Origin of the sequence: Kribbella sp. NPDC003505, assembly GCF_040610875.1 — a bacterium.
In the GTDB taxonomy this organism is placed as follows: domain Bacteria; phylum Actinomycetota; class Actinomycetes; order Propionibacteriales; family Kribbellaceae; genus Kribbella.
Genome location: NZ_JBEXNA010000002.1, coordinates 531,210 through 556,499 on the forward strand (window position 1 = coordinate 531,210; position 25,290 = coordinate 556,499).

Annotated in this window: 26 protein-coding genes; 12 read left to right on the forward strand and 14 right to left on the reverse strand. The window is 70.5% G+C overall.

What is annotated here, in order from left to right:
- Positions 1 to 39 precede the first annotated feature (39 nt).
- On the reverse strand, positions 40 to 828 hold the full coding sequence (locus tag ABZX12_RS06895; protein WP_355690557.1) for an SURF1 family protein: 789 nt from the start codon (positions 826 to 828) through the stop codon (positions 40 to 42).
- 57 nt (positions 829 to 885) lie between these two features.
- Between ABZX12_RS06895 and moaA the strand changes: the two genes are divergently transcribed.
- Complete coding sequence (gene moaA, locus ABZX12_RS06900) at positions 886 to 1,905, forward strand: GTP 3',8-cyclase MoaA (RefSeq protein WP_355690559.1); 1,020 nt, start codon at positions 886 to 888, stop codon at positions 1,903 to 1,905.
- A 48-nt stretch (positions 1,906 to 1,953) separates the two neighbouring features.
- Here the strand turns inward: moaA and ABZX12_RS06905 are convergent, their stop codons facing one another.
- Both ABZX12_RS06905 and ABZX12_RS06910 read right to left on the reverse strand, forming a co-directional pair.
- Positions 1,954 to 2,157, reverse strand: coding sequence for a hypothetical protein (locus ABZX12_RS06905; protein ID WP_355690561.1), 204 nt, complete (start codon positions 2,155 to 2,157; stop codon positions 1,954 to 1,956).
- Between the two features lie 190 nt (positions 2,158 to 2,347).
- Positions 2,348 to 2,731 carry a DUF3099 domain-containing protein gene (locus ABZX12_RS06910; RefSeq protein ID WP_355690563.1) on the reverse strand — a complete coding sequence of 128 codons (384 nt, stop codon included), beginning with the start codon at positions 2,729 to 2,731 and terminating at the stop codon, positions 2,348 to 2,350.
- A gap of 80 nt (positions 2,732 to 2,811) precedes the next feature.
- On the opposite strand from ABZX12_RS06910, the gene ABZX12_RS06915 reads away from it, so the two are divergent.
- The 5 genes from ABZX12_RS06915 to ABZX12_RS06935 all read left to right on the forward strand — a co-directional run bounded on the left by ABZX12_RS06915 (position 2,812) and on the right by ABZX12_RS06935 (position 7,246).
- Positions 2,812 to 3,024: a dodecin gene (locus ABZX12_RS06915; protein ID WP_131462027.1), complete on the forward strand. Its 213-nt coding sequence runs from the start codon at positions 2,812 to 2,814 to the stop codon at positions 3,022 to 3,024.
- 73 nt (positions 3,025 to 3,097) lie between these two features.
- On the forward strand, positions 3,098 to 3,802 hold the full coding sequence (gene fabG / locus ABZX12_RS06920) for a 3-oxoacyl-[acyl-carrier-protein] reductase (RefSeq protein ID WP_355690565.1): 705 nt from the start codon (positions 3,098 to 3,100) through the stop codon (positions 3,800 to 3,802).
- A 45-nt stretch (positions 3,803 to 3,847) separates the two neighbouring features.
- Positions 3,848 to 4,624 (forward strand): enoyl-ACP reductase FabI, encoded by a 777-nt coding sequence (fabI, locus tag ABZX12_RS06925; protein ID WP_355690567.1) that lies wholly within the window; start codon positions 3,848 to 3,850, stop codon positions 4,622 to 4,624.
- A complete protein-coding gene (locus ABZX12_RS06930; RefSeq protein WP_355690569.1) occupies positions 4,624 to 6,309 on the forward strand; it encodes a Mur ligase family protein in 1,686 nt (561 codons plus the stop codon). The genes fabI and ABZX12_RS06930 overlap by 1 nt, the downstream gene beginning before the upstream one ends.
- 31 nt (positions 6,310 to 6,340) lie before the next feature.
- Positions 6,341 to 7,246, forward strand: coding sequence for a hypothetical protein (locus ABZX12_RS06935; RefSeq protein WP_355690571.1), 906 nt, complete (start codon positions 6,341 to 6,343; stop codon positions 7,244 to 7,246).
- An 81-nt stretch (positions 7,247 to 7,327) separates the two neighbouring features.
- Here the strand turns inward: ABZX12_RS06935 and ABZX12_RS06940 are convergent, their stop codons facing one another.
- From ABZX12_RS06940 to ABZX12_RS06975, 8 genes are all read right to left on the reverse strand, one after another.
- The gene (locus ABZX12_RS06940; protein WP_355690573.1) at positions 7,328 to 8,512 is read right to left on the reverse strand and encodes a Dyp-type peroxidase; all 1,185 of its coding nucleotides are present in this window, start codon (positions 8,510 to 8,512) and stop codon (positions 7,328 to 7,330) included.
- Positions 8,509 to 9,003: a copper chaperone PCu(A)C gene (locus ABZX12_RS06945; protein ID WP_355690575.1), complete on the reverse strand. Its 495-nt coding sequence runs from the start codon at positions 9,001 to 9,003 to the stop codon at positions 8,509 to 8,511. The genes ABZX12_RS06940 and ABZX12_RS06945 overlap by 4 nt, the downstream gene beginning before the upstream one ends.
- Positions 9,004 to 9,025: 22 nt before the next feature.
- Positions 9,026 to 11,830, reverse strand: a complete 2,805-nt coding sequence (gene cphA / locus ABZX12_RS06950) for a cyanophycin synthetase (RefSeq protein ID WP_355690576.1) — start codon at positions 11,828 to 11,830, stop codon at positions 9,026 to 9,028.
- A 7-nt stretch (positions 11,831 to 11,837) separates the two neighbouring features.
- Positions 11,838 to 12,908, reverse strand: a complete 1,071-nt coding sequence (locus ABZX12_RS06955; RefSeq protein ID WP_355690578.1) for a cyanophycinase — start codon at positions 12,906 to 12,908, stop codon at positions 11,838 to 11,840.
- Positions 12,909 to 12,933: 25 nt separating this feature from the next.
- Entirely contained in the window at positions 12,934 to 14,301 is a 1,368-nt protein-coding gene (locus tag ABZX12_RS06960; RefSeq protein ID WP_355690580.1) for a glycoside hydrolase family 16 protein, read from the reverse strand.
- 63 nt (positions 14,302 to 14,364) lie between these two features.
- Entirely contained in the window at positions 14,365 to 15,246 is an 882-nt protein-coding gene (locus ABZX12_RS06965) for a GNAT family N-acetyltransferase (protein ID WP_355690582.1), read from the reverse strand.
- Between the two features lie 27 nt (positions 15,247 to 15,273).
- Positions 15,274 to 16,491 carry a phosphoserine phosphatase SerB gene (gene serB, locus ABZX12_RS06970; RefSeq protein ID WP_355690584.1) on the reverse strand — a complete coding sequence of 406 codons (1,218 nt, stop codon included), beginning with the start codon at positions 16,489 to 16,491 and terminating at the stop codon, positions 15,274 to 15,276.
- A 177-nt stretch (positions 16,492 to 16,668) separates the two neighbouring features.
- Positions 16,669 to 17,400, reverse strand: coding sequence for a hypothetical protein (locus tag ABZX12_RS06975; protein ID WP_355690586.1), 732 nt, complete (start codon positions 17,398 to 17,400; stop codon positions 16,669 to 16,671).
- A 61-nt stretch (positions 17,401 to 17,461) separates the two neighbouring features.
- Between ABZX12_RS06975 and ABZX12_RS06980 the strand changes: the two genes are divergently transcribed.
- From ABZX12_RS06980 to ABZX12_RS06995, 4 genes are all read left to right on the forward strand, one after another.
- Positions 17,462 to 18,244, forward strand: coding sequence for an ABC transporter ATP-binding protein (locus tag ABZX12_RS06980; RefSeq protein WP_355479411.1), 783 nt, complete (start codon positions 17,462 to 17,464; stop codon positions 18,242 to 18,244).
- Positions 18,245 to 18,413: 169 nt separating this feature from the next.
- Positions 18,414 to 18,932, forward strand: coding sequence for an NfeD family protein (locus ABZX12_RS06985; RefSeq protein ID WP_355690588.1), 519 nt, complete (start codon positions 18,414 to 18,416; stop codon positions 18,930 to 18,932).
- Between the two features lie 128 nt (positions 18,933 to 19,060).
- Positions 19,061 to 20,239, forward strand: a complete 1,179-nt coding sequence (locus tag ABZX12_RS06990) for an SPFH domain-containing protein (protein WP_355690590.1) — start codon at positions 19,061 to 19,063, stop codon at positions 20,237 to 20,239.
- A gap of 141 nt (positions 20,240 to 20,380) precedes the next feature.
- The gene (locus ABZX12_RS06995; protein WP_355690591.1) at positions 20,381 to 21,127 is read left to right on the forward strand and encodes a sulfite exporter TauE/SafE family protein; all 747 of its coding nucleotides are present in this window, start codon (positions 20,381 to 20,383) and stop codon (positions 21,125 to 21,127) included.
- Here the strand turns inward: ABZX12_RS06995 and ABZX12_RS07000 are convergent.
- Positions 21,111 to 21,755, reverse strand: coding sequence for a TetR/AcrR family transcriptional regulator (locus ABZX12_RS07000; RefSeq protein ID WP_355690593.1), 645 nt, complete (start codon positions 21,753 to 21,755; stop codon positions 21,111 to 21,113). The genes ABZX12_RS06995 and ABZX12_RS07000 overlap by 17 nt on opposite strands.
- A 51-nt stretch (positions 21,756 to 21,806) precedes the next feature.
- On the opposite strand from ABZX12_RS07000, the gene ABZX12_RS07005 reads away from it, so the two are divergent.
- Both ABZX12_RS07005 and ABZX12_RS07010 read left to right on the forward strand, forming a co-directional pair.
- Positions 21,807 to 22,760 (forward strand): zinc-binding dehydrogenase, encoded by a 954-nt coding sequence (locus ABZX12_RS07005; protein ID WP_355690594.1) that lies wholly within the window; start codon positions 21,807 to 21,809, stop codon positions 22,758 to 22,760.
- Positions 22,761 to 22,777: 17 nt separating this feature from the next.
- The gene (locus ABZX12_RS07010; RefSeq protein WP_355690596.1) at positions 22,778 to 23,209 is read left to right on the forward strand and encodes an organic hydroperoxide resistance protein; all 432 of its coding nucleotides are present in this window, start codon (positions 22,778 to 22,780) and stop codon (positions 23,207 to 23,209) included.
- Between the two features lies 1 nt (position 23,210).
- Here ABZX12_RS07010 and ABZX12_RS07015 read toward each other — a convergent pair whose 3' ends face one another.
- Together ABZX12_RS07015 and ABZX12_RS07020 are read right to left on the reverse strand one after the other, a co-directional pair.
- The gene (locus ABZX12_RS07015; protein WP_355691317.1) at positions 23,211 to 24,032 is read right to left on the reverse strand and encodes a helix-turn-helix transcriptional regulator; all 822 of its coding nucleotides are present in this window, start codon (positions 24,030 to 24,032) and stop codon (positions 23,211 to 23,213) included.
- A gap of 96 nt (positions 24,033 to 24,128) precedes the next feature.
- Positions 24,129 to 25,217, reverse strand: a complete 1,089-nt coding sequence (locus ABZX12_RS07020) for an NAD(P)/FAD-dependent oxidoreductase (protein WP_355690598.1) — start codon at positions 25,215 to 25,217, stop codon at positions 24,129 to 24,131.
- Positions 25,218 to 25,290: the final 73 nt, after the last annotated feature.

Genomic DNA, 25,290 nt, shown 5'->3' on the forward strand with positions numbered 1-25,290 from the left:
GCGCACCTCGACCGTTCGTGGCCGACGGCAAACAGCGCGTCAGTCGCCGTGCTTCACGGGTTCGGGAGTTTCGTTGCGCGCAGCAACAACCTGCTGCGGTGCGCCGGTGTCCCGGGTCTGCTGACGGGAGAAGTACACCAGGCCGCCCAAGGCCAGCAGCGCGAAGAAGAACCACTGCAGTGCGTAGAAGAAGTGCGGCCCGTCGTCGATCTCCGGACCGGGGAACCCGCTGAACGCCGGGTCGTTGGCCGGTTCCTGCTTGTCGATCGTGAGGTAGCCGTCGTACAGGTCCAGCCCGAGCACCTTCGCGTAGTCGGGCCCGTTGATGAGCCGCGCCGTACCGTCGTCCGGAGTGCCGCCGTTCGTGCGGCCGCCGCGCTCGCTGCGTTGCAGGCGGCCCGTGACGGTCACCTCACCAGCCGGCACCGGGGGCACGTGCAGCGGCATCAGCTCCGAGCTCTGCCGGGCCAGGAACCCGCGGTCGACGAGCACCGCCTTGCCGTCGGCGAGGACCAGCGGCGTGACGATCTCGAAGCCCGGCTTGTCCTGCACGTTGCGGTACTTCAGCACCACCTGCTTGGAGGCGTCGTACCGCCCGGTGACGACAGCGGTCCGCCAGGCGTGCTGGTCGCCCACGACCCCCGGCGGGCCGAGAATCTGGTCGATCGGCGCCGCGGGCGCGGTCAGGTTGGTCCGGGTCACCTCGTTGCGCGCCTTGCGTTCGTCGAGGCGGTGCAGCTGCCAGCGACCGAGCTGCACACAGACGCCGGCGAGGAGGAGCACGCCGAGCGCGGCGGCGATCCAGCGGACGTTCATCAAGCGACCCACGTCTCGAACTTAAGCCATAGCCTGAAACGACCGGCGCGCGGCACGTAGGCTGGGGGCGTGACGGTGACCCCGGAAGTGACGCGAACAGGGCTGGCGGACCGGTACGGCCGGGTCGCGACCGACCTGCGCGTCTCGCTCACGGACCGGTGCAACCTGCGGTGCACGTACTGCATGCCGGAAGAGGGCCTGGACTGGCTGGCGAAGCCCGAGCTGCTCACCGACGACGAGATCGTCCGCCTGGTGGCGATCGCCGTCACCCACCTTGGTGTGCACGAGATCCGCTTCACCGGCGGCGAACCGCTGCTGCGCCGCGGCCTGGTCGACATCGTCGCCCGGACGACGAGCCTCGACCCGCGCCCCGAGGTCTCGCTGACCACGAACGGGATCGGTCTGGCGCGGTCGGCCGCCGCGCTGAAGGAGGCCGGTCTGGACCGCGTGAACGTGAGCCTCGACACGGTCGACGCGGAGACCTTCAAGAAACTCACCCGGCGCGACCGGCTGAAGGACGTGCTCGCAGGCCTGCAGGCCGCGCACGACGCCGGTCTGACGCCGGTGAAGGTGAATGCGGTCCTCATGCGCGGAGTGAACGACGCGGATGCGCCGCATTTGCTGGAGTTCTGCCTCGAACGCGGCTACGAACTGCGGTTCATCGAGCAGATGCCGCTGGACGCCCAGCACGGCTGGGACCGGACGACGATGATCACCGCGGACGAGATCCTCGGCATGCTCGCCGAGCGGTTCCACCTGACGCCGGACGACGCGTCGATACGCGGCAGTGCGCCGGCCGAGACGTTCCTGGTCGACGGCGGGCCGCGAACCGTCGGCATCATCGCGTCGGTGACGCGCCCGTTCTGCGGGGACTGCGACCGGGTCCGGCTGACCGCCGACGGTCAGGTCCGGGACTGCCTGTTCGCACGCACCGAGTCGGATCTGCGGAGCGCGCTGCGGGCCGGCGCCGACGACACCGAACTGGCCGATCGCTGGCGTCGTGCGATGCTCAACAAACTGCCGGGTCACGGCATCAACGACCCGAGCTTCCTGCAACCCGCGCGGCCGATGTCCGCGATCGGCGGTTGACGGTCGTACCGGCCCAATCCGGAAATGTACTTTTTCGGTACCGGGTATTCACCCGGTGAATGGCTCGACCTCGCGCAGGAATGACCGGCGCTCGAGGAAGTCGGACAAGCTGTCCTTGTGTTCGTCGCACGCCAGCCAGGTCTTGCGCCGGTCCGGGGTGTGGATCTTCGGGTTGTTCCACAGCAACGCCCAGGTCGCCGGGTTCCCGCAGCCCTTGGCGGAGCAGACCGCAGGTGTGCCTTCTTCAGTCATCCGCGGGTGCCATTCCTCTGCATTCCTGATGTCTCAATAATCAATAGCCTGGGCAAAATGAAGCGACGTCGGACAGCCACGGGGGGAGCCGTCCGACGCCGCATCAAGTCCCTGAATTTCACCGGTGAACTTCAGAGCACGCGGGAGATTCTGACACGGATCAGTCCAAGTTTTCCAGTCCCGGCCGAGATCACTTTTCGGTGTCGGCCGGACGGTCCTCGGAAGGGTCGCCGGAGGGGTCGTCGGACGCGTCGTTGTCGGCCCGTACGACGACCGTCGGCCGGTCCCCGATCGCGGGCCGGGCGGGCGCCACGTACGGGTCCGCGGCGGGCTGGGTCGCGGACCGGTGGGCGTTCGCCAGCACCACCGCGAAGTACGGCAGGGCGATCGCTCCGACGACGAACAGCCAGCGCCACGGCGACGGCGTGACGACGGCGAGCACGAAGCAGACGATCCGGATCGACATCATCCACGCGTAGCGCACGATCCGGCTGTCCAGGTCCTCGGACCGGCCGGGCTGCGCGCTCGTCACCGAGATGACCGTCGCGTCGCTCCGCTCCTGGCGTTTCGACATCTATCCTCCTCACAACAACGGTACGCCGCGCCGGTTCGGCAACCGAGCCCGGGCGTGGCCAGGCTGGAGAGAGGTTCGTCATGACCGATCGCACCTACCGGGTCACCGAGATCGTCGGCACCTCGAAAGAGGGTCTGAACCAGGCGATCACCAACGGGATCACCCGCGCCGGAGAGACGCTGCGGCACCTCGACTGGTTCGAGGTGACCGACATCCGCGGCCACCTTGCCGACAACCAGATCGACCACTACCAGGTGACGATGAAGGTCGGCTTCCGGCTCGAAGACTCCTGACACCTCCCGCGGGGTCGGGAGCACCCGCCCCGGTGGGATAGCGTTCCTCCGTCCGGCGATGTGAGGAGGGCTTGTGGGTAGGTCAGTGTTGGTGACCGGCGGTAGCCGCGGGATCGGGCTGGCGATCGCGACCGCGTTCAAGGAAGCGGGCGACCAGGTCGCGGTCACGTACAACACCAGCCCGCCGCCGGAGGGCTTCCTCGGGGTCAAGTGCGACATCACCGACCAGGAGCAGGTCGACGCCGCGTTCGACACGATCGCGGAGCAGCACGGGCCGGTCGAGGTGCTGGTGGCCAACGCCGGCATCACCCGCGACACGCTGCTGCTGCGGATGTCCGACGACGACTGGGACGCGGTCCTGCAGACCAACCTCACCGGCTCGTTCCGGGTCGCCCGCCGGGCCGCGAAGGGCATGCTGCGGCTGCGCAAGGGCCGGATCGTGTTCATCTCGTCGGTGGTCGGCCTGCTCGGCTCGCCCGGCCAGGTGAACTACGCGGCCAGCAAGTCCGGCCTGATCGGCATGGCCCGTTCGATCGCCCGCGAGCTGGGCAGCCGCGGCATCACCGCGAACGTGGTCGCCCCCGGCTTCGTCGAGACCGACATGACCGCGGTGCTGCCGGAGGAGACCCAGAAGCAGTACCTGAGCCAGATCCCGCTCGGCCGCTTCGGCCTGACCGAAGAGATCGCGAACGCGGTCCGCTGGCTGTCGTCGGAGGAGGCCGGCTACATCACCGGCGCGGTGATCCCGGTCGACGGCGGCATCGGCATGGGCAACTGACACTTCATCACTTCCAGACCGTTCTATCTTCGGGCAGAAAGGGGCATGCCGGTGGGCATCCTCGACGGCAAGCGGATCCTGGTCGCCGGAGTCACCCTCGACTCGTCGATCGGCTTCGCCACGGCCAAGGTCGCGCAGGAACAGGGCGCGACCGTGCTGATCTCGAACTTCGGCCGCGCGCTGAGCATCACCAAGCGGATCGCGAAGCGGCTGCCGACCGAGCCACCGGTCCTGGAGCTCGACGTCACGAACCCCGAGCACCTGGCCGCGCTGCCGGACGCCGTCCGCGAGCACGTCGACGGGCTGGACGGAGTCGTGCACTCGATCGCGTACGGCAACCCGGAGACGATCCTCGGCGGCAAGTTCCTGGACGGCCCGTGGGACGACGTGGCGCAGGCCGTGCACGTGTCGGCGTACAGCCTGAAGGCGCTCGCGGTCACCTGCGCGCCGCTGATGAGCCGCGGCGGCAGCGTCGTCGGGATGACCTTCGACGCGACCGTGGCCTGGCCCGGGTACGACTGGATGGGCGTGGCCAAGGCAGCCCTCGAATCCACCAGCCGGTACCTGGCGCGTGACCTCGGCGCCCAGGGCATCCGCTGCAACCTGGTGTCGGCCGGTCCGCTGAAGACCCTGGCCGCGAAGGCGATCCCGGGCTTCGAGAAGTTCGAGGAGCCGTGGCTGGACCGGGCCCCGCTGGGCTGGGACCCGTCGGACCTCGAGCCCACCGGGCGGACGATCGTCGCCCTGCTCAGTGACTTCTTCCCCGCGACGACCGGCGAGATCGTGCACGTCGACGGCGGTTACCACGCGATGGGAGCGTAGTGGCAACGTCTTTGGTGGAGCTCCGCGTTCTCGACGGCGCCAACCTCTACTTCAGTCGCGCGGCGATCAAGCTGACGCTGGACGTGTCGGCGATCGCGGACGCGCCCGCACCAGCGGCGAAGGCCTACGCGCAGGCGATCGGCCTCGGCGCCACCCGTCCGGGGCGGATCGGGTCCGGCTTCCGGCAGCGGTTCGCGATCCGGGTGGTCGGCCACGTCGTCCGCCGGATCGCCCGTGAGGCCGGGATCGGCCGGATCGGTGTCCGGGTCCGGCCGGAGGCCGACGTACGGCGGCTCGTGGTGGCGTTCCCGTGGGCGCACGAGGGCCGTGCGCGGGCGCTCGGCACCGCGATCGTCGACGTGTTGGACGCGTTCGGGGCCGATGACCTGACCGAGCTGATCGCAGCTGTCGGGGAACGGGTCCGGGAGGAGCCGCCGGGCAACCCGCCGCCGACGCTGCGGCCGAAGGTGCCGGTGGTCGCGGTGACCGGGACGAACGGCAAGACCACCACGTCGCGGATGATCGCGCACATCGGGCGGGCCGCCGGGCTGCACGTCGGCTGGTCGAGCACCGACGGCGTGTACTTCGACGGCGAACTGGTGAAGTACGGCGACTTCTCGGGCCCGAGCGGGGCAGGACAGGTGCTGTCGCAGCCGGGCATCCAGCTCGCGGTCACCGAGACGGCCCGCGGCGGGATCCTGCGCCGCGGCATCGGCGTCGCGTACAACGACGTGTCGGTGGTGACCAACGTCACCGCGGACCACCTCGGCCTGGGCGGGATCGACACCGTCGACCAGCTCGCCGAGGTGAAGGCCGTGATCACCCAGATCACCCGGCCGCGCGGCTGGTGCGTGGTGAACGGCGACGACCCGCGGACGTTCGCGATGCGGCTGGGCTCGCCGGCCAAGTGCTGGGTGTTCTCCCGCGACCCCGACTCGCCGTCGATCCGGACCGTGCTCGACGAGGGCGGCCGCGCGACGACCGTGCTGGACGGGTTCGTCACGGTGCTCGACAACGCCCGCGACCCGGAGCCGCTGCTCAAGGTGGTCGACGTCCCGATGACGCTGTCCGGGCTGTCGCACTACAACGTCGAGAACACGCTGGCCGCGGCGTCGGCCGCGCTCGGCCTCGGGTTGCCGCGAGCCGCCGTGATCGAGGGGCTGAGCACGTTCGCGCCGAACGAGAACAACCCCGGCCGGATGAACATGTACTCGCTGCGCGGCTTCACCGTCGTCATCGACCTGGCGCACAACGAGGCCGGGCTGGAGGCGCTGCTCGAGATCATGAACGGCGTCCGGCCGGAAGGCGGCCGGCTGATGCTGGCGCTCGGATCGCCGGGGGACCGGGCCGACGACATGGTCGCGGCGCTCGGCGCGATGGGCGCGCGGGCCACCGATCGGGTGGCGATCGGCCACAAGAGCGACTACCTGCGCGGACGGCCGCCGGAGGAGCTCGAGGCGGTGTTCCGCGAGGGGGCCGCCTCGGTCGGCGTGACCGACGTACCGGCGTTCCCGACCGAGCTGGCGGCGGCGCAGGCGCTGGTCGCGGAAGCCCGGCCCGGCGATGTGGTGGCGGTGATGTCTCTGCAGCATCGGGCGAGTCTTGACGACTGGTTGCGGTCCGAGGGGGCTACTGTCGACACACCGGAGACCTTGAAGAGCAAGGTCGAGAAAGCCCAGCACTAGCCCCATCCGCCCCTGCAACGGGACTGTTGGGGTGGGAACGGGGTTTGTGATGCGCTACCTGTGGTCGATCCCGGCCGCGGTGGCCGCCTGGTTCGTGGGCGGCTTCTCCGCGACCTACCTGAAGGGCCTGCCGGAGGGTACGACGTCCTTCGTGCCGCCGCGGATCGACCTGGTGGTGCTCGGCGGCTTCGCCGGCGGGGTGCTGGCGGGGCTGCTGATCGGGCGGATCCGGATCGCCGTACCGGTGGTGCTGGTCGTTGCCGCGGGCATGTGGTGGCTGACCGGGAGCTCCTTCGGCGAGCGCGACCTGCTGATCACGTTGCTGGTGGCAAGTGCTCTCGGCGGGTTCTTCGGCGCCCTCGGCGCCCGGAGCTCGGTGGTCGCCGCGTTCGCGCTGGCGCTGCCGGTTGCGTGGAGCGCGCTACGCCCGGCCGAGCAGTTGGCCGACTGGCGGTGGCTGTGGCAGCTCAACGGGCTGCTGGTCGGGGCCGGGCTCGCGCTCCTGCTCTACATCGCTTGCTGGAAGCGCGGCTGGCGGTCGGTGGGGTCCTGGCTCCCGCTGGCCGGGTTCTACCTGGTCTGCTTCGGCATCGTGGCGTCGGTCCGGCTGGTCAGCCAGTCAACCGGGAAGCCGATGGACGCCGTCGGCAACGCTTCGACCGAGGCGTTCTTCCAGTCCTTCGAGCCGCTGCTGCGCGAGTACTGGCCATGGCTGGTGGTCGGCGTCCTGCTCGCGATTCCGATGGTCGCGCTGAAGCTGCGCGCCCTGCCGCCGGCGCCGCCGCCTCCGGACCCGTACGCCGACCGGTCCAACGACGCGGTCCTGTCCGACGACCTCGACTGGATCGACGAGATCGAACCGCGCCGGCGTCTGCTCGCCCGTCGGCAACACGCCGGAGAAGCCTCTCTGGATGAGGGCTCGACCACCCGGGCCTGACCTTCCTCAGCTTCCCCGCGGGCTGGGCACCTGCAGGCGGTCCAGGGTCGGACGTCATCACGAGCGTCGCAGGGTGACAGGTCAGCTGAGAAGTTTCTGGCCGAGCCACTCGCCGGGCCGGAAACCGGGCGGGAGGGCGAAGACGGCGGAGCCGATGGTGGTCGTCCACTCGTTGAGGGCGTCGACGGCGTCCAGCCGGGTCAGCAGCGGGAGGAACTGGCCGGCGATGTCGGCCTGGTGGCTGAGGAAGATCAGGCCGGACTCGCGGGTGGCGCCGGTGTCGTGGACGTAGTTGAGGCCTTTGCGGAAGATCCGGCGGCCGTCGTTCTCGGAATGGTGGGAGAGACGGGCGTGGGCGTTCTGCGCGATGACCGGGCGGCCGTCGGCGTCGCGGGCCTCGAGGTCGAGTTCGTCGTGCTCGGCGGTGCCGGTCAGCGGTGCGCCGGTGGAGAGCTTGCGGCCGACGGCGCGTTCCTGCTCGGAGCGGGTCAGCTCGTCCCAGGTGTCGAGGTCCATCCGGATCCGCCGGACGACGAGCGTCGTACCGTCGCGGAACCAGTCGGGGCCCTCGGCCGACCAGACGGTCCGATCGAAGTCCGGCGTACCGAAGGCGGGGTTTCCGGTGCCGTCGACCTGGCCGAAGAGGTTGCGGCCGGTGACCGGTTCACCGTTCGGGCCGGTGCTGTCCCAGAAGCCGGTCTGCCGCCAGACCGGGGTGGCGAACGGCTTGGCGTCCGCGACCAGCCGCCGGACGGCGTGCACCACGCTCACTGCGTCGTCCGCGCCGACCATCACCAGCAGATCCCCGCCCGACCAGGCGGCTTCCAGCCGGTCGTGCCGCAGCACCGGCAGATCGTCCAGCCCCGCCGGCCGCTGTCCGGTCAGGTCGAACACCCGCGGCCCGAACCCGACTGTCACGGTCAGCCCTTTGCTCGCGACCGCCAACTCCGGCGCGGTGTCGCCGGGTGCGGGACGTCCGTCCGCCAGCGCGACGATGTCATTGGTCCACAGTCGCATCAGCCGTCCCAGCCCGGCCCGATCCGTGGTCAGCTTGAACGCCACCAGTTCGGCCGACGCCGGCGCCACGCGTGCGATCCCTGCCTGATGCGTTCCGTACGGCGAGATCGGCCGCGCCGGAGGCTGCACCGTGGCCCGATCGGCGCCAACGGCAACAACACCCGTCGCGCCGGCCACGACCCCAGCAGCAGCTACGCCGCCGAACCCGAGCACCCGCCGCCGCGAGGGGCCGTTGGTGGGTGTGGTCACTGGGGAGTCGGGTGGTAGTGCTCTTCTTCTTCGGTGAAGGCTTTGACGGGGACTTTGAGGTCGTGGGTGGTGTTGTCGGAGAACTTCAGGGTGAGGGGGACCTCGTCGCCGGGGTTCAGGGCGTGCTTCAGCGACATCAGCATGATGTGGTCGCCGCCGGGGGAGAGATGGGCGTGGGAGCCGGCAGGGACGGTGACCCCGCCGGTCTTCTCACGCATCACCATCTTGCCGTCCTGGGTCGCCATCTCGTGCAACTGCACGACGCCGGCCACCGGTGAAGTTGCCGAGGTCAACTTCACGTCGGTGTCGCCGGGGTTGGTCAGCGCCATGAACGCGGCCGTCATCGTGGTGTCCTTCGCACCGCTCGTCGCCCGCACCCACGCGTCCTCCACGAGGACGCCGGGGCCGCCGGCCGCGACCTCCTGCGTCGCATTCGATCCGCAACCGGCGAACAGGAACGGCACGAACAGCAGCAATAGCCTCGTCTTCACGCAACGGCCAACGAGACTTGCCCTAGGCAAGTTCCCGCGCGGGGTCCTCTGTGATCTCTTCGTCGGGTTGCACGAAGTCGGGGTCGCCGCCCTCGTCACCCGACCGGGCCCCGGCCTGCGCGAGATGCGACACCGATTCGAGCTCGGCGAGCACGGACTGGTGCTGATCGACGCACAACACCACGAGGTCCCCCGGGTTCGACCGCTCCAGCGCGAACCGGACCGCCTCGAGCTCGTCGAGGACGACGTCCACGCGCCGGCACCGCGCGCCGCTGTCCATCGCGGCCCGCACCCCGGCCGTCACCAGCTCCGCCGACTCGCCGCGCTTGCGGCCCCGCAGCCGGGCGTCCTCGCGGACCACGACCACGTCGAAGTGCTGTGCGGCGACCTCGCCGAGCTCGCGGATGTCGTCGTCGCGCCGGTCGCCGGCGGTCGCGATCACACCGATCCGCGACGGCCGCCCGACCTCGGACGACGCGCTCAGGCTCTCGCCGAGCCGGTCGACGAAGTCACCGAGCATCCGCATCGCCGGCGCGTTGTGGCAGTAGTCGACGATCACGCTGCGCCCGTCGACGTCGATCTCGTTCAGCCGGCCCGGCGACAGGTAGTACGACGTGCTGAACGTCCGCAGCCCCTGCCGGATGTCGTGCAGCGACGCACCCGCCGCGAACGCCGCCGCCGCGGCCGCCATCGCGTTCTGCACGTTCATCATCGCGCGCCCGCCGAACGTTGCCGGCAGCAAGTGGGTCCACGCGAGCTGCATCGACCGGCGGCCGTGCTTGACGACGATCATGTCGCCGAGGTCCGACCGCTCCAGCACCACGGCGCGCCCGCCGCGCCGGCAGTGGCCCTCGATGTAGTCGCGGATCTCGCTGCCCTGCTCGGCCATGCTGAACCACACGACCTGCCCCGAGCACTTGCGCCGCATCTTCCGCACCAGCGGGTCGTCGGCGTTCAGGACGGCGTACCCGGTCCGCGGCACCGCCTCGACCAGCACGGCCTTCACGTCGGCCAGCTGCTCGAGCGTCTCGATGCCGCGCAGCCCGAGGTGGTCGGGCTGCACATTCAGTACGACGGCCACGTCGTTGCGCTCGTACCCAAGGCCCTCGCGCAGGATCCCGCCGCGTGCCACCTCGAACACCGCGAAGTCGACCCGCGGGTTCTGCAGCACCATTCGCGCGGACTTCGGGCCGGAGGCGTCCTGCCGGATCACCAGCCGCTCGTCGATCACGATGCCGTCGGTCGAGGTCATCCCGACCTTGCGGCCGAGCCCCTTGAAGACGTGGCTGATCATCCGTGCGGTCGTCGTCTTGCCGTTGGTGCCGGTCACCGCGACGATCGGGATCCGGCTGGTCGCGCCGGGCGGGAACAGCATGTCCACCACGGGTTTGGCGATGTACTGCGGTTCGCCGACCGTCGGGTTGGTGTGCATCCGGAACCCGGGCGCCGCGTTCACCTCGCAGATCGCGCCGCCGGTCTCGCGCACCGGCTGGGTGATGTCGGGGCAGATGAAGTCGATCCCGGCGATGTCGAGCCCGATCATCCGGGCCGCCTCCTCGGCGATCTCGACGTTCTCCGGGTGCGCCTCCCAGGTCCGGTCGATCGAGATCCCGCCGGTGGACATGTTGCCGGTGAGCGTCAGCTTCACCATCACGTCCTCGGGCGGCACGTCGTCGAGCTCGAACCCCTGGTCGCGGACCAGCTGGCGGGCCGCGTTGTTGATCGTGATCCGGGTGAGGATCTTCTCGTGGCCGACGCCGCGGCGCGGGTCGGCGTTGGTGATGTCGACCAGTTCGGCCACGGTGTGGATGCCGTCGCCGACGACGTGCGCGGGCACGCGCTCGGCGATCGCCTCCATCCGGCCGTTGATGATCAGGCACCGGTAGTCCTTGCCGGTGACGAAGTTCTCCACGATCACGAACCCGCGCCGGGACTGCTCGGCGGCGATCGGGAACGCCTCGCGGACGGCATCCGCGTCCTGGAGGTTCAGGCAGACGCCGCGGCCGTGGTTGCCGTCGAGCGGCTTGCACACCACCGGGTACCCGATCTTGTGGGCGACCGAGACCGCCTCCTCCACCGTGCGCACCGACTCCGACCGCGGTACCGGCAGGCCGGCCGAGGCGAGCAGCCGCGTGGTCAGATCCTTGTCGCTGGCGACGTCGACCGCGATCGAGCCGGTCTCGGACGTCATCGTGGCCCGGATCCGCTTCGCGTGCACGCCCTGCCCGAGCTGCACCAGGCTGGCCTTGTTCAGCCGGATCCACGGGATGTCCCGGGACACCGCCTCGTCCACGATCGCCTGCGTCGACGGGCCGAACGCGGTCCGCTCGGCCTGCTTGATGAACTTCTCCAGCTCGGTGGTGAAGTCGAACGCCGGGTCCGGGTGCACGAGGTTGTTCACGAACCGTACGGCGAGTTCACCCGCCGCGAGCCCGACCGCCTCGTCGGCGTACGCGTAGGTGATGTTGTAGATGCCGGGCGACCCCTTGACCTGCCGGGTCTTGCCGCGGCGCATGTCGTGGCCGGCTTCCTGCTGCAGCTGCAGCGACACGTGCTCGGCGATGTGGCCGAGCCAGGTGCCTTCGTACAGCCGCTCGATGAACCCGCCCTTGCGGCCGCGCGAGCAGTGGTGCTGGTCGAGGCGGGGCAGGTCGGCGAGCAGCCGCTCGGTGAAGCCGGGGATGGTGTTCGACGGGAAGTTCTCCAGCGAGCCGAGGTCCACGACCAGGTGGATCGCGGGGTCGTAGCTCCAGACGTTCGGGCCGCGGTACACGCGGGTCTCGATGATCTTCAGGTCGGGGGCGGGCGTGCCGTGGGTTTCGGTCATTGGGGGGTCACTGTTCTGGGAGCGTGCGGTCGGGGGACGCAGGGTGCAGCGGGTCGGCGCCGGCCGCCTGTGTTGGTCTGGTCAGGGGCTCGGTCGCCTCCGGTCTGGATTCCCCGGCCGCGGCAGATCTATTCGCCCGGCGGCCCGCCCGCCGCTTCCGCTCGGCGTAGTACGCCGGTGACACCCCCTCCGCGGCGATCTCCTTCGCGAGCTTGCGCAGGTCCGCCTCGGCGGCGGCGAGCTCGGCGTACTCCGAGGCGGCCGGCTGCGGGCCGTACGACAGCAGCACCCGGTTCTGCAGGTCGAACGTCGCGGTCGCCGGCAGCACGTGCAGCACGACGCCGGACGCCAGGATCGGCTCGGACCGCTTGGCGTTGTGGGCGTTCGACGTGATCCGGGTGCCGTCGAAGATCGTCACCGCACCGCGCCCGACGACCTCCAGGTGACTGCCGCGGACGACCGCCGCGGTGTCCTCGTCGACGCCGATCCCGAGCAGGCCGGGGGACTGCGCGACCAGCGACAGCAGCCGGCCGTACCGGTTCCGCTGGGCGAAGTGCTGGTCGACGATCGCGCCCTGGACCAGGCCGAGACCGCCGGACAGCTGACTCATCCGCTGCCGTGGGGTGGCGCCGGAGCGGCCGAACGCGATCATGTGCTCGGCCAGGATGCTGGCGCCCGCCGACGTACCGCCGACGGCCGCGCCGCGCGCGTGGGCGGCGGTGACCGCGCGGCCGAACGCCGTGCCGGTGACGACACCCGCGAGCTTGAGTTGGTTGCCGCCGGTCATGAAGATGCCGGTCGCGTCGTTCAGCGGGGCGATGAAGGCCGGGTCGTCGGCGTCCTCCCGGTTCTCCGGGCGGACGCCGACGACGCTCTCGGCGCCTAGGGCCGCGAACAGCGCGCGGTACACGTCGACGACGTCGGGCCCCAATGCGGATGCGGTGGGCACCACCACGATCCGCGCCTTCGGCCCGCCCGCCGCGTCGACGAACTCCTGCAGCACCGTCCGCTTCTTCAACTTGTCCTCGGCGCCGCCGATGGCGAACAGGGCACCCGGCCCACCCTGCAGATCAGACATAGCCGAAGAATAGGTGGTGGGAGCCTCAGCGGCCGAACGTGAACCAGTTCAGGTTGACGTAGTCGGCCGGCTGACCGCTGGTGAACGTGATGTAGACGTCGTGTGTGCCGGTCACCGACGCCATGTTGGCGGGGACGGTGCGCCAGGACTGCCAGCCGCCGGTGTTGGCGATCGCGAAGCTGCCGATCGGCGCGTTGCTGCGGCTGTCCAGCCGTACTTCGACCAGCCCGCTGACCCCGCCCGCGGCACCGGACGCGACCCGCGCCACGAACTGCGTCGCCGCCGTACTGCCGAAGTCGATCCCGCGGTACAGCGCCCAGTCGCCGTTGCCGATCTGCATCAGGTTCTGGCCGCCACCGGTGTCGGTCGTGGTCTCCAGGCCCATGCCCGACTGCTGCGCGTACGACTCCGCCTGCAGGGTGCTGTACGCCGAGGAGCCGCCCGGCGGCGGTGTCGTCGGGGGAGTCGTCGTGCCGCCGCCCTTGGCGGTCACCGCGACGTAGTCGACGACCATCGGCCGGTCCGGGACGGTCGACGCGCGCGGCGTCGGCCCGTTCAGGGCGTCCGGGAACGCGCCGCCGATCGCGACGTTCAGCAGCACGAAGTAGCCGGCGTGCGATGTCATGTTCGACCAGGTGTCGGCCGGGAACTGGCTCTGGCTGAGCGTATGGAACTGCTGGCCGTCGACGTACCAGCGCAACTGGTTCGGCGAGACCGACGTGTCCCACTCGAACCGGTACGTGTGGAAGGCCGACTGGCAGGTCGAGCCCGGGCACGCGCGGCTGGCGCCGAGGCCGGTGGTCTCGTTGCACGGGCCGCCGGGGTTCACGCCGCAGTGCAGCACGCCCCAGACCGAGTTGATCCCGTTGACGTTCTCCATGATGTCGAACTCGCCGATGCCCGGCCAGTTCCAGTAGTTCCCGCGGTACGGCGACCCGAGCGCCCAGAAGGCCGGCCAGTAGCCGAGCGCGGCGTCGCCGGTGACGTTCGGCATCTGGATCCGGCTCTCGATCGCGAGGATCCCGCCGGACGGCGGCTTGAAGTCGCCGCGCTGGGTCTCGATCCGCGCCGACGTCCAGTTGCCGGCCGCGTCCCGGCGCGGCGTGATCCGGAGGTTCCCGGCACCGTCCAGGGACACGTTGTCCGGGCTGTTGGTGTAATTCTGGATCTCGCCGGTGCCCCAGTTCCCGGGGCCGCCCGGGTAGCCGTGGCCGGTGTCGATGATCCAGTTCGCGCCCGACGGCAGACTGCCGCCGGGCCCGTTGAAGTCGTCACTCCACACCGTGGACCAGCCGGCGGGTGGAGTGGGTACGTCGGCCTGCGCGGCGACGCCGATCGAGACGACGGCGAGCAGTGGGACGACCAGGGCGAGTGCGAGGGGGCGGATCCGCATGTCGACCTCCAGGGGCGGTGGATGAGGCCAATGTGAGCGCTCTCACGCCAGCGTGTCAACAGCTCACAGCGCAGTACGGAAAACCGTCGTGCTGCGGCGCACCGACATCCCGAGCCGCTCGTACATCGCGAGCGCCCCGGTCCCGGAGTGCGTCCAGAGCGTCAGCGTCTGCTTGTCCCGCCGCCCGGCGGCCGCCGCGGCGTAGGTGAGCAGCGCCCGCGCCAGCCCGCGGCCGCGGAAGTCCCGCCGGACGGCGACCTGGTCGACGTACCCGTCGGGGGAGTCGGGGAGATCGAGGCTGATGACGACGCCGACGATCTCGTCGCCGGCGACCGCGACCGGTGACGCCTCGGGGTCGAAGCTCGGGCGCTCGATACTCGTCCCGGCCCACTCGTCGTATTCGTGCCGCCGCGGCTGCCACTCGTCGAAGGCGTCCTGCACGACCTGGTGGATCACGTGCGCGTCACCCGGCGCGAACGGCCGCAGCGTCACGCCTTCGGGCAGGACGGGTGCGTCGCCGGTGACTGGGCGTTCGAGCAACCAGTTGGTCGCCAGCACGTCGTACCCGCGGGCGCGGAGCAGGTCGGTGCCGGCCGTGTCCGCGTCGTCGACTGTCTGCGCCAGCCAGTCGCTGCCGTGCTCGCGAGCGCGCGTCTCCGCCCAGTCGAGCAGCTGCGTCCCGAGGCCGCGACCGACGTACGAGGGATGGACGTCGACCTGCGCGCGCCGCCCGCCGTGAACCCACGCCCAGGCGACGAGCTCACCGTCCGGCGCCTCGATCACGCGGGTGTCGAGCTCGAGGGTGATGAGCGGACGCCGCAGATCGGCGGCCACGGCGTCCGGGCCCCGGTCGGTCTGTCCGTGCCAGCGCTGCTCGGCGGCGGCGATCAGCCGGTGGATCGCCGCCGCGTCGTCAACGGTTGCGGGGCGGTGCGTGAAGTCCATGCCGCCGATCCTGCCCCATCGTCGTGGTCAGGCGGGGGTGTCGGCGTCGGCCGCCTCGACCTCTTCGCGGGTGATGCCGAGCAGATAGAGGATCGTGTCGAGGTACGGCACGCTCAGATGCGTGTCGGCGGCCGCGCGGACCACCGGCTTGGCGTTGAACGCGACGCCGAGGCCGGCGGCGGCCAGCATGTCCAGGTCGTTGGCGCCGTCGCCGATCGCCACGGTCTGGGTCAGCGGCGTACCGGACTGCTCGGCGAACCGGCGCAGCGCGGTCGCCTTGCCGGGCCGGTCGACGATCTCGCCGACGACGCGGCCGGTGAGCGTGCCGTCGACGATCTCCAGCTCGTTGGCCTTCGCGTAGTCGATCCCGAGCTCCGCGGCCAGCTTGTCGGTGATCTGGCTGAATCCGCCGCTGACGATCGCGAACTGGTACCCGAGCCGCTTCAGCGTCCGGACCAGTGTGCGTGCGCCGGGCGCCAGCTCGATCGCGGCGTACACCTCGTCGAGGGCGGTCGCGGGCAGACCTTCGAGCGCCGCGACCCGGTGCCGCAGCGACTCGGCGAAGTCGAGCTCGCCGCGCATCGCCTGCTCGGTGACCGCGGCGACCTCGGCGAGCCGGCCGGCGTGGGCGGCGAGCATCTCGATGACCTCGCCCTGGATGAGCGTCGAGTCGACGTCCATCACGATCAGCCGCTTGGCCCGCCGGTACAGACCGCCGTCCTGGACGGCGATGTCGAGCTTCTGCCGGACGCCTTCCTGCGCGAGCACGGTCCGCAGCGCGTCCGGATCGGCGCCGGACACGGCGAACTCCATCGCGGTCACCGGGTAGCGCGCCATCCGGCTGATCCGGTCGATGTTGGCGCCGGTGTCGGCGATCCGCCCGGCGACCGCGGCCAGCCCGGCGGCGGACAGCGGATGCCCGATCACGGTCACCTGGCTGCGGCCCTTGCGCCGCGGCTCGTTGTCGCCGACGCCCTTCTTCACCGAGATGTCGACGTCCAGGACGTTCGCGAGCGCCTTCAGCTCGTCCTTCAGGTCCTTGTGGTCGCGTGGGGCGGAGAGCAGCACACCGAGGATCAGCCGGCCCCGGAGGACGACCTGCTCGGCGTCGATCACCTCGAGCCCGCGGGTCGCGAGTGTGGACAGCACCGCGGACGTCAGCCCCGGCCGGTCGCTGCCCGTCAACGTCACCAGCACCGTCGGCCGACCCGCCGCCGCCTTCTCAACCTCACTGAACTCACTCATCCCACCCGAACGCTACCCAACCCCCGCGCAGGGCGCCCCCACCGCCCGAATTCCGGCCACTTTGTGCACGAGATCCGTACGCCGAGGCGCCCGCGGCGCGGACCTGGTGCACAAAGTGGCCCGGACGCGGGGGTGGGGTGGCGCGGCGGGGTTGGGTGGGGTGCGGCGTGGGTGGGGCTAGGGCGCGGGAGGGGCGCAGGCGGCGACGAGGGCGCGGCGGGCGGCGGCCGCGAGGCCGAGCAGGGCCCGTCGCCGGGCGTCCGCCTCCGCGCCGGTCACCGCGGCGCCGTCGTCCTCGAGGGCCGCGTCGGCGATGGCGAGGCAGCGGCGCGCGGACGCGGCGGTCTTCACCGCGCGGGGTTCGTACCCCGGCGCCAGATCGTCGCCGCGCCCGCGCCCGATCTTGCGGATGTCGATCAGCGCGTCCGCCACCTCGGGCTTCCAGCGCGCCACGTCCAGCGCGGCCAGCGACTCGGCCGCGTCGATCAGCGCGATCCGCAGTGCGCGATCCGCCTCGCCGAAGTCCGCGGGCAGCGGCGACACCGCCGGCAGCACGGTCCACTGGACCGCGGGACCGACGTACGACGGAACCAGGCCGAGCTCCGGCCCCGTCAGGACGACGGCCTCGCCGGTCTCCAGCGCGGCCTCGTTGAACGGCGGCGGACCGGCCAGGCCGATCGGGTCGCCGGGGATCGGCAGGGCGAGATGCGCCTGCGTCGTCCCCGCGGCGCGCAACAGGTTCAGCGCGACCGGCAGCGTGGCCGGCTCGGGGTGGCCGGCGAGGCCGGCCACGTGGTGACCGACGTCGTCGCCGAGGATCTTCTGCGCGGCGGTGTCGGGATCGCAGGCACCGGTCAGCATCGCGTTCGTCCAGACCGTGAACCGAAGCGAGGCGGAGGTCGTCAGCACGCCCGCAAGTCTCGCACCACCCGATCACCGATCGGCAAGGGCGACCCCTTAGGTTTTGAGCATGACTGCAGTGGTGGAGCTGGCCGGGGTGACGATCGTCCGCGGTGACTCGCGGCTGGTCGACGGGATCGACTGGACGATCGACGAGGCCGACCGGTGGGTGGTGATCGGGCCGAACGGCGCCGGCAAGACGACCCTGCTGCAGGTGCTCGCCGCACAGCTGCACCCGACGTCCGGTGTGGCCGGCCTGCTCGGTGAGGTGCTGGGCGCGGTCGACGTCTTCGAGTTGCGGCCGCGGATCGGCCTGACCAGCGCCGCGCTCGCGGACCGGTTGCCGAAAGGCGAGCGGGTGTCCGACGTCGTGGTCTCGGCGTCGTACGCCGTGCTCGGCCGCTGGATCGAGGAGTACGACGAGCTGGATCACGAGCGGGCCGCGGCGCTGCTGACCGAGCTGGGGATCGGGCACCTGGCCGACCGGACGTTCGGCACGCTGTCCGAGGGGGAGCGGAAGCGAGTGCAGATCGCCCGGGCGCTGATGACCGACCCCGAGCTGATGCTGATGGACGAGCCCGCGGCCGGTCTCGATCTGACCGGACGTGAGCAGCTGGTCCGCTCGCTCAGCGCGATCGCCACCGCGGTCGGGGCGCCGGCGATGGTGCTCGTCACCCACCACGTCGAGGAGATTCCGCCCGGCTTCACCCACGCCCTGCTGCTCAAGCAGGGCCGCATCGTCGCCGCCGGCCCGATGGACGAGGCCCTCACCGCCGAGAACCTCAGCGAGACCTTCGACCTCGCCCTCACCCTCAAGCAGGAAGACGGCCGCTACACCGCCCGCGCCCTCTGACCGAACCCCATTTGCCTGGTTGGCCAGCGAGTTTGTGGGTTGTGCACCCTGAATCCGGGTGTACAACCCACAATTTGGCTGGCCAACCAGGCAAATGCGGGGGAGCGGGGGCGGATCGGGGCGCGTCGAAAGATCTGCTGGGAGCCCCCGACGTGGATAGGCTTGGGAAATGATGGATTGGCTGCGGGACAACATGTGGGCGGCGTGGCTGACGATCGCCGCCGTCCTCGGTCTGGCCGAGCTGGCCTCGCTCGACTTCACGCTGCTGATGCTGGCCGCCGGTGCGCTCACCGCGGCCGGGGTGGCGGCGTTCTTCCCGGGACTGCTCTGGCTGCAGATCGTCGTCGGGCTGGTCACCGCGGCCGCGATGCTCGCCGCGATCCGTCCGATGATCGTCCGGAAGATCCATCACGGCCAGGAGCTGAAGACCGGCTCGGCCCACGTGATCGGCCGCACCGGCACGGTGGTGAAGGAGATCCATCCCGACGGCGGCGGTTCGATCCGGCTCGGCGGTGAGCTCTGGACCGCCCGGCCGTACGACGAGGTGTCGACGATCGCGCCGGGGACCCGCGTCGAGGTGATGTCGATCGACGGCGCGACCGCGGTCGTGTACCCGGTCGGCGAACCGCTGCACCACCAGCTCGACGCCACCGAACCGCCGAAGCCGAACGACCCGCCTCAGGTCTGAGCTGTCCGCGCAGTACTGTCGGAAGTAGGGCGGCAGGACCTACTCGACGCGCCGGGAACCGGTACGCGGGATGGCCCGTCCATACGGAAGACTGTCCGTCCTGAGCGTTCTGTCGAGTGGAGGGTCGAGTGACCGCGTTCCTCGTAGTGCTGGCATTGGTCGCCTTACTGGTGATCGTCACACTCATCAAGTCCGTCCGGGTGGTGCAGCAGCAGACCGTCGGCATCGTCGAACGGTTCGGTAAGTTCAAGACCGGCCTGCAGCCGGGGCTGAACCTGCTGACCCCGTTCGTCGACAAGGTCCGCTACACCATCGACATGCGCGAGCAGGTCGTCGCGTTCCCGCCGCAGGGCGTCATCACCGAGGACAACTTGATGGTGTCGATCGACTCCGTCATCTACTTCCAGGTGAACGACCCGGTGCGGGCGACGTACGAGATCTCCAACTACATCCAGGCGATCGAGCAGCTGACCATGACGACGCTGCGCAACATCATCGGCGGCATGGACCTGGAGCAGACGCTGACCTCGCGCGAGGAGATCAACGAGAAGCTCCGGTACGTGCTGGACGAGGCGACCGGCAAGTGGGGTATCCGGGTCAACCGGGTCGAGCTGCGCTCGATCGACCCGCCGCCGTCGATCCAGGACTCGATGGAGAAGCAGATGCGCGCCGACCGCGACAAGCGCGCCGCGATCCTCACCGCGGAAGGTATGCGGCAGTCGGCGGTCCTGTCCGCCGAGGGCCAGAAGCAGTCCGCGATCCTCACCGCCGAAGGTGACAAGCAGTCCCGCATCCTGCGCGCCGAGGCCGAGCGGCAGGCCCGGATCCTGAAGGCGCAGGGTGAGGCGCAGGCCATCACCACGGTCTTCAACGCGATCCACGCCGGCAAGCCGGACCAGGGTCTGCTCGCGTACCAGTACCTGCAGATGCTCCCGTCGATCGCCCAGGGCGACGCGAACAAGCTGTGGATCGTGCCGAGCGAGATCGGCGACGCACTCAAGGGTCTCGGCAGCGCGGTCGGCCAGGTGGCCGGGATCGCGCAGCAGGCCGAGGGCAACTGGGAGGCGCCGCAGATCGAGAACGGCCAGGTGCCGGAGCTCGACACCGCCGGCGTCGGCAACGGCTCGGGTGGATCCGCGGTGGCCGAGGCCGACAACGCCGTCCGCGAGGCGATCGCGGCGGCCGAGTCCGCCGCGGTGAGCAGCCGCAGCCAGGCCGCGCCGTCGGCGCCGGCCGTCCCGCCGCCGGCTCCCACCCAGGACCTGCCGCCGCAGGAGCCGCCGGCTGCCGAGCCGCCGCAGCGCTGAGACGAACATCCAAGGCCCTCCCCGGGATCGCCCGGGGAGGGCCTTGTGCTGTCGATTGGCGACAGGTCGATCGCATACTGTCTGCCCAACGGACGGACCGATGAGCGGGAACCTCGATCAAATGCGTAAAGTCAGTCAGCGATGACATGGTTCGAGGCGGTGTTCGTCCTGCTGGCGGGGATGGGCGCGGGAACGATCAACGCCGTGGTGGGGTCGGGCACGCTGCTCACCTTCCCCGCGTTGCTTGCCGTCGGCATCCCCCCGGTGCTGGCGAACGTCAGCAACACGGTCGGCCTGGCACCCGGTACGGCGGCCGGCGCGATCGGCTATCGCCGCGAGCTGCAAGGGCAGCGCGGCCGGATGCTCCGGCTGGTGCCGGCGTCGCTGGCCGGCGGCATCGTCGGGGCAGTCCTGCTGCTCACGTTGCCCGACTCAGCGTTCCACGCCGTCGTGCCGGTGCTGATCCTGCTCGGCTGTCTGCTGGTCGCGTTCCAGCCGTGGCTGTCGAAGTGGATCAACGCACCGTCGCACCTGCACCGCGGGGCGTGGTGGGTGATCCCCGCCGTCTTCGCGACCGGTGTGTACGGCGGGTATTTCGGGGCCGCGCAGGGCGTGCTGCTGATGGCGATCCTCGGCCTCGGCCTGGACTCGAACCTGCAGCGGATGAACGGCCTGAAGAACGTCCTGGCCACGGTCGTGAACACCGTCGCCGCGATCCTGTTCGTGATCGTCTCCGACGTCGACTGGCTCGCCGCCGCGCTGATCGCGGGCGGCTCCACCATCGGCGGCTTCCTCGGCGCCCGCTACGGCCGCCGGCTGCCGCCGATCGCGTTACGGGCGCTGATCGTCTGCATCGGCGTCCTGGCCATCGTCACGATGGTGTTCTGAGTCCGGCGAGCAGCAGGTCGAGGCCGTAGTCGAACTGCTCGTCGCCGCCGGTGGTGCGCGCGAGCTCCGGCGCGAGCTCCACCACGGACGGGAAGTCCCGCGCGGACAGCGACTCCATCGACGCCCGCAACCGCCGCCACGCCTCCGGATCACGGCGCTCGGCGGCCATCTGGATCTCCCACGAGGTCGATCCCAGCACGTAAGTGAACAACGTCGTATGGGTCCGCGCCGCCGTCTCCGGGGCGAACCCGGCGGCCCGCAGTACGCCGAGAAGTCCCTCCGCGACCCGGGCCGTCTCGTGACCGCTCAACGGGCGTCCCGCGAGTAGTTGCGCAAGGCAAGGGTGCTCGAGCATCAGCAGCCGCAGCGAGCGGCACACCGCGCGCACCTGGTCCGGCCACGGCACGTCGGGCGGGACGTCCGGGAGGAGACCCATCAGGTGATCGCGAACGGCGTCGTACAGGTCGTCCTTGTTCCGGAAGTAGGTGTAGAGCGCCATCGGGCCGACGCCCAGCTCGGCGGCGACCCCGCGCACGCTGAACGCGTCGGTGCCGTTGGCCTCCATCAGCTCGAGCGCGGTCCGCACGATCAGCTCCGCGCTCAGCGTGTTCCGCGGCGTCCGCGCCATGTGACCCAGCTCCCTTCGATCTCCTCTAACGTACAGTGTATAGTACGGTGTATGCGAGCCATTCAGATCACCGAGTTCGGCGGCCCAGAGGTCCTGAAGGTCAGCGACGTCCCGGAGCCGGTCGCCGGCGACGGGCAGGTCCTGATCGCGGTCGACCGCGCGGGCATCAACTACGCGGACACCCACCAGGTCGAGAACAGCTACCTGTCGAAGACCGAGCTTCCGCTCATCCCGGGCGGCGAGGTCGTCGGGCACACGGCCGACGGTCGTCGCGTGGTCGCCCTGGTCGGTTCCGGTGGGTACGCCGAGCAGACGGTGGCGCACGCGCCGTACGCGTGGGACGTGCCGGAGGGCGTGACCGACGGCCAGGCGCTCGCGCTCGTCCTGCAGGGCACCACCGCGTGGCACCTGCTGAAGACGTCGACGCACTTGCAGCCGGGGGAGTCCGTCCTCGTGCACGCCGGTGCCGGCGGCGTCGGCTCGCTCGCCGTCCAGCTGGCCAAGCTCTGGGGCGCCGGCCGCGTGATCGCGACCGCCTCCACGGAGGACAAGCGCAAGCAGGTCCTCGAGCTCGGCGCCGACGCCGCCATCGACGGTACGCCGGAGGGCCTGAAGGACCGCATCCTCGAGGCGAACGGCGGCAAGCCCGTCGACATCGTGCTCGAGATGGTCGGCGGCCCGACCCTGGACGAGTCGTTCGCCGCGCTGGCCCGCTTCGGCCGCCTGGTCACCTTCGGCGCCGCGTCCCGGCAGCAGGCCGCGCCGATCGACCCGGGCCGGTTGATGAAGGGCTCCAAGACCATCGCCGGTTTCTGGCTGGCCGACTGCTTCGCGAATCCGCAGCTGCTCGGCGGACCGCTCGCCGAGCTGTTCGACCTGACCGCGGGCGGCAAGCTCCGCCCGATCGTCGGCGGCGAGTATGCGCTGTCCGACGTCGCCACCGCCCACGAGGACCTGCGAGCTCGCCGGACCGTCGGCAAGCTCCTGCTCGACCCCACTCGCTGAAACGGAGAACACCAGTTATGACAATCGCTGTCGAGAAGGTTCTGTACACCGCCCGCGCCACCGCGAACGGCGGCCGCGACGGCAAGGTCGCCACCGATGACGGCAAGCTCGACGTCGTGGTCGCGCCGCCGGCCGAGATGGGCGGCACCGGCAACGGCACCAACCCCGAGCAGCTGTTCGCGGCGGGCTACGCGGCCTGCTTCCACAGCGCGCTGAAGGTCGTCGCGCGCAAGGCTCGGCTGGATGTGGACGGCTCGACCGTCACCGCCGAGGTCGGCATCGGCCCGATCGACGGCGGCGCCGGCTACGGCCTCGAGGTCGCGCTGGTGGTCAGCCTGCCCGGCCTGGACACCCCCACTGCCGAGGACCTGGTCGCCAAGGCGCACCAGGTGTGCCCCTACTCCAACGCCACCCGCGGCAACATCAAGGTCGACCTCGAGGTCGCCTGAGCTACATCCTCGCGAGGGCCCGCAGCAGCAGGCCCTCGGTCGAGGACACCGGGGCCGCGGAGATCGTCAGGCCTTCCATGATCGCGACGTACTCGTCGACCTCCTCGAGCTTGTCGAGGTACATCGCGCTGGCCGCGTGCTCGATGTAGACGATGTCCGGCAGGTCGCCGTCCGGGAACCGCAGCAAGCTGAACGCGCCGCCCGCACCCGGGTAGCCGACGCTGCTGAACGGCATCACCTGCAGAGTGATGTTCGGCTGCTGGGACCACTTGAGCAGGTGCTCGATCTGGGCCCGCATGACTTCCTCGCCGCCGACCGGCCGGTGCAGCACGGACTCGTCGATGACGACCCACAGCCGGGCCGGGTTCGGCCGGGTCAGGATCTGCTGCCGGGTGACCCGCAGCTCCACCCGCTGGTCGACCTCCTGGTTCGGCAGGAACGACTTGCCCATCTGGACGACGGCGCGCGCGTACTCCTCCGTCTGCAGCAGGCCCGGGACGAACATCACCTCGTACGTCCGGATCAGCGTCGCGGCGACCTCGAGCCCGACGTAGTTCGCGAACCAGCTCGGCATCACGTCGCCGTACCGCGACCACCAGCCCGGGTTGTTCGCGGCCCGGGCCAGCTCCATCAACCGGAACCGCTCGTCCTCGTCGGCCATCCCGTACAGCTCGAGCAGGTCGCTGACGTCGCGTTCCTTGAACCCGACGCGGCCGAGCTCCATCCGGCTGACCTTGGACTCCGAGGCCCGGATCTGCCAGCCCGCGTCGGCGCGACTGATCCCGGCGGACTCGCGCATCCGCCGCAACTGCCCGCCGAGCATGATCCGGAGTGCCGTCGGTCCACCGTCGCCGCCACTCACCGTCTGCTCACTCACCCTGACCCACGCCCAGCCACGCACCCATTTCAGCGGGAGATGCTACCGGCTGTCCACAGGTACCGCGCGGGCAACGGTCCGCCGGCCGAGATGTTTGACGAGGAAGCGAGCATCCCGGTCCACGCCCTGGATGCTGGCGGACGCGATCGCGTACTGGAAGTCCAGCCCGAGGAAGTACAGCCCCGGTACGTCGGTGGACACGCCGCGCTCCTGCCGCGGCCGACCGCTGTCGTCGAAGACCGGCAGGTCGATCCACCGGTGATCCGGATCCGATCCGGTGCACCAGACCACCGTCCGGACGTCGCCGAGGACGTCGCCGTCGGCGGTCAGCGGCCTGCCGTCGCGGGTCCCCTCGATGCGCCCGATCCGCTCGATCCCGGCCGCGTCGAGGTGCTCGAGCTTGTTGCGCGTCAGCGGCAGCCCGTTGCGGACAGCGTTCGCGATCGCCTTGCGGCCCATCGGCGTACCGCGGGTCAGCACGTACTTGAACAGGAACATCACGACCGGCGTGAAGAAGTGCCCTGCCGCGGAATCGATGTCGACGGGCACCTGTCCCGGGTGCCGGCCGGCGAGCAGGGTGCGGTGCGTCTTCACGGCCTCGAGCGCGATATCGGTCCCGGAGTTGGCCGCACCAACGACCAGCACGGTCCCGTCCGCGAGCTGCGACGGGTTCCGGTACTCCAGCGAGTGCAGCTGCTTGATCGACGGATCGAGTTCATCCGCGAACGACGGCCACCGCGGCACGGCGTGCATCCCGGCCGCCACCACGACGTTGCCGGCCCTCCAGTCGCCAGCTGTCGTCTCCACCAGGAAGCCCTCGTCGTCCCGCGACAACCGCGTCACCCGTACGCCGGTCCGCACCGGCAGCTCGTGATGTACGGCGTACTGCTGGAGGTAGTCGGCCATCTCGTCACGGCTCGGGCAGTCCTGCGTGCCGATCCGCAGCCCCGGCAGGCTCGCGTACCGGGGCAGGCTGAACAGCCGCAGCGAGTCGTACCGCTGCCGCCAGCAGTCCCCGACGCGCTCGTTCCCCTCGAGGACGACGAAGTCCTCGCGGTCCTTGTGCAGGTAGTACCCGATCGCCAGCCCGGCCTGTCCCGCACCGATCACCACTGTTCCGACCTTGTTCATAACCCTCAAGTTAGGGCTCGGGTGTGGACCCGCACATCAACCGATGACGCCACTTTCCGGAGAGCCAATGGTC